The sequence below is a fragment of the Pontibacter toksunensis genome, assembly GCF_042686245.1.
Taxonomy (GTDB): domain Bacteria; phylum Bacteroidota; class Bacteroidia; order Cytophagales; family Hymenobacteraceae; genus Pontibacter; species Pontibacter toksunensis.
Genome location: NZ_JBHUOX010000070.1, coordinates 1 through 2,166 on the forward strand (window position 1 = coordinate 1; position 2,166 = coordinate 2,166).

Annotated in this window: 2 protein-coding genes and 1 pseudogene; all 3 read right to left on the minus strand. The window is 52.7% G+C overall.

Annotated elements, in window-relative coordinates; all coding sequences use genetic code 11:
- Positions 1-962, minus strand: a 962-nt coding sequence (locus tag ACFS7Z_RS27035; RefSeq protein ID WP_377492532.1) for a DUF1259 domain-containing protein, incomplete at its 3' end; no start/stop codon positions are given.
- 175 nt (positions 963-1,137) lie between these two features.
- Entirely contained in the window at positions 1,138-1,626 is a 489-nt protein-coding gene (locus tag ACFS7Z_RS27040) for a thioredoxin family protein (protein ID WP_377492535.1), read from the minus strand.
- Positions 1,627-1,634: 8 nt separating this feature from the next.
- A pseudogene (locus ACFS7Z_RS27045) lies at positions 1,635-2,166 on the minus strand (TonB-dependent receptor); the annotation flags it as partial.

Sequence of the window (2,166 nt, forward strand, 5' to 3'; positions counted from 1 at the left end):
TTGCCCAGCACGTTGAGTGCTGCCCGAAAGCCCTTAGCTAAATCTGTCGCTTGCCCGTTTCCATAGTAGTGCAGGAAGATCATGCGCGGATCGTCCCCCAGCATGTGATTGTGCAGGGCCACCACCTCCAACCCATTCTGCCGCAGGGCCTTGATGACAGGGTTCACCTCATGCTCCAGCATGGCAATATCTCCGGCTATGTGCGCCTTCTCTTTGGTACCGGCAAAGGAGGCCCAGGAGTTCAGCCCTATGGCCGCCGTCAGCTCCGCTCCCATCGCTTTTATAGTCAGGTCATCCCGCCCCACTGTATATTTATAGGTCGGCCCGTTGACACTGCCCTTGTGTTTGACAAGGGCATCCAGCGCAGGTAGATCGAACCTTGCCGTTGCCGGCTGCTCCATACTGCCTGCTGTTTTCGGCTGATTCGCCGGGTAGAGCTTGCTGTCCCTGATGGTAGCGGCGTATTTCCGGGCAAGGTCTACCGGCTCCCCTACCCCGTGCACGTGCATGTAGAAGATGCGGGGCTCCTCATAGAAGAAGTGGTTGTGGATGGCGCTTACTTCCAGCCCATTCGCGTGTGCCGCCGAGATGAGCGGGTTCACTTCCTCCTGCAGCAGCACAGTGTCGCTCATCAGCACAGTGGACTTACCGTCCAGTGCTTTCTTAAAGGCTACCCAGCCCCCGAAGCCGAAGGAGATAGGCACCTCTTCTCCCTTTATCTTTATCTTCAGGTCGCCTCGCGGCAATGAAATGTTGAGGGTAGACTGCTCCTCACTGTAGTTACCCTTCTTACCCAGCGCAGCCTCTATGGCCGTAATCTCCTGCGCGCTCAGAGGAGGAGTCTTAGCGGTTTGTTTATCTTCAGCAGCCGCCAGCACCTGCTTCAGGTCGAACAAGCTGGCCGCGCCAAGCATGGCTGTCGTGCGCAGCGCCTGGCGGCGGTTGAGGTAGAATGGTTTCATAGTTTATATGTTGGTTCAGGAAAAAAACAGTTCGCTTGGCGGCTCATGAATCGGCACCACTTCAGCATATACGAGCCTGGCAGCTAATGCGCCAGAATAATTCAGTTACAAGGCGTCAGGACTAGTTATATCACTAAATTCACCATCGAGTCTTTGCTCTTGCTGGTCCTGTTATTTATTTCTTTTGCTCTTTCTTCACCGAAGCAAGTATGAACACAAGTTCTTTAGCCGATAGGAAGCCTCCATACTGATACATAATTTCCATATCAGCGTTCAGCACAGAAAGTGTCGGGTAGGACAGTTGCCCTTTTATACTACCTAACTGCTCAGCCAATTCATGCACTCCTGTTTCGTTGCCTGTCGGCTTATATTTATAAGTGTGTCCGTAAAAAGATATATCCTTTTTCTCTTCAGCGTTCAGGGAGACAAAGTAAAAACTTGCGTTCAGCAGTTTCACCACCTGCTCATCCCGGAACGTACTGAGCTTCATCCCTGAGCAGTACCTGCACCAGTCCGTGGAAATAAACACAACCATTGGTCTTCTCTCTTCTTTTTGCAGGCTTTCCAGTTGCCCGAACGGGAAAGAGTTTGGTTGGGCAAATGTAGGCTGGCTCAGTAATATGGCGACTCCGGCTAGCACCACAACCAAAAGCAAACTTTTCATAATCGTCCTTACCTGATGCTAAACCTTACTCCTAGAAACCCCCTGATGCCCTGGTTGGGCGCGTACACATAAGCAGGGTCAAAAGTCAGTGCGTAAGGGTTGCCTGGAGTTGCCACCGCCTGTCCGTTACCGTCAAACTGAACTTCCCTGTCAAACGGATCATGGGGCCTTGCTATGCTAAAGGCTGCCGGTGTGAAATTAAGCAGGTTTTTCACGCCGCCGTAAACCTCCATCCTTCCGTCGGGGCTGCCCCAGGTGAGCTGTAGGTTTTGGATGCTCCACCAGGGAGAATATTCCGGCCTCGGGTCAAGGGCACCCAGCAAAGGCAGGCGCATAGGCCCGTATAGATTGCCGGTGTAGTCGATGCCAAGGTTCAGCTTTTCTACCTTATAAGTAACAGCCCATGTCCCGGTCCACCTCTCGGTAAGCACCTGCCGCTGCTTCATCATGCTGCCGCTCTCATCCTCTTCTTTTGAGTACACATCCATGTAAGTGCCCCCAGCAATCACCTTCAGGCCGTTGAGCAGCTCCACATCCAAA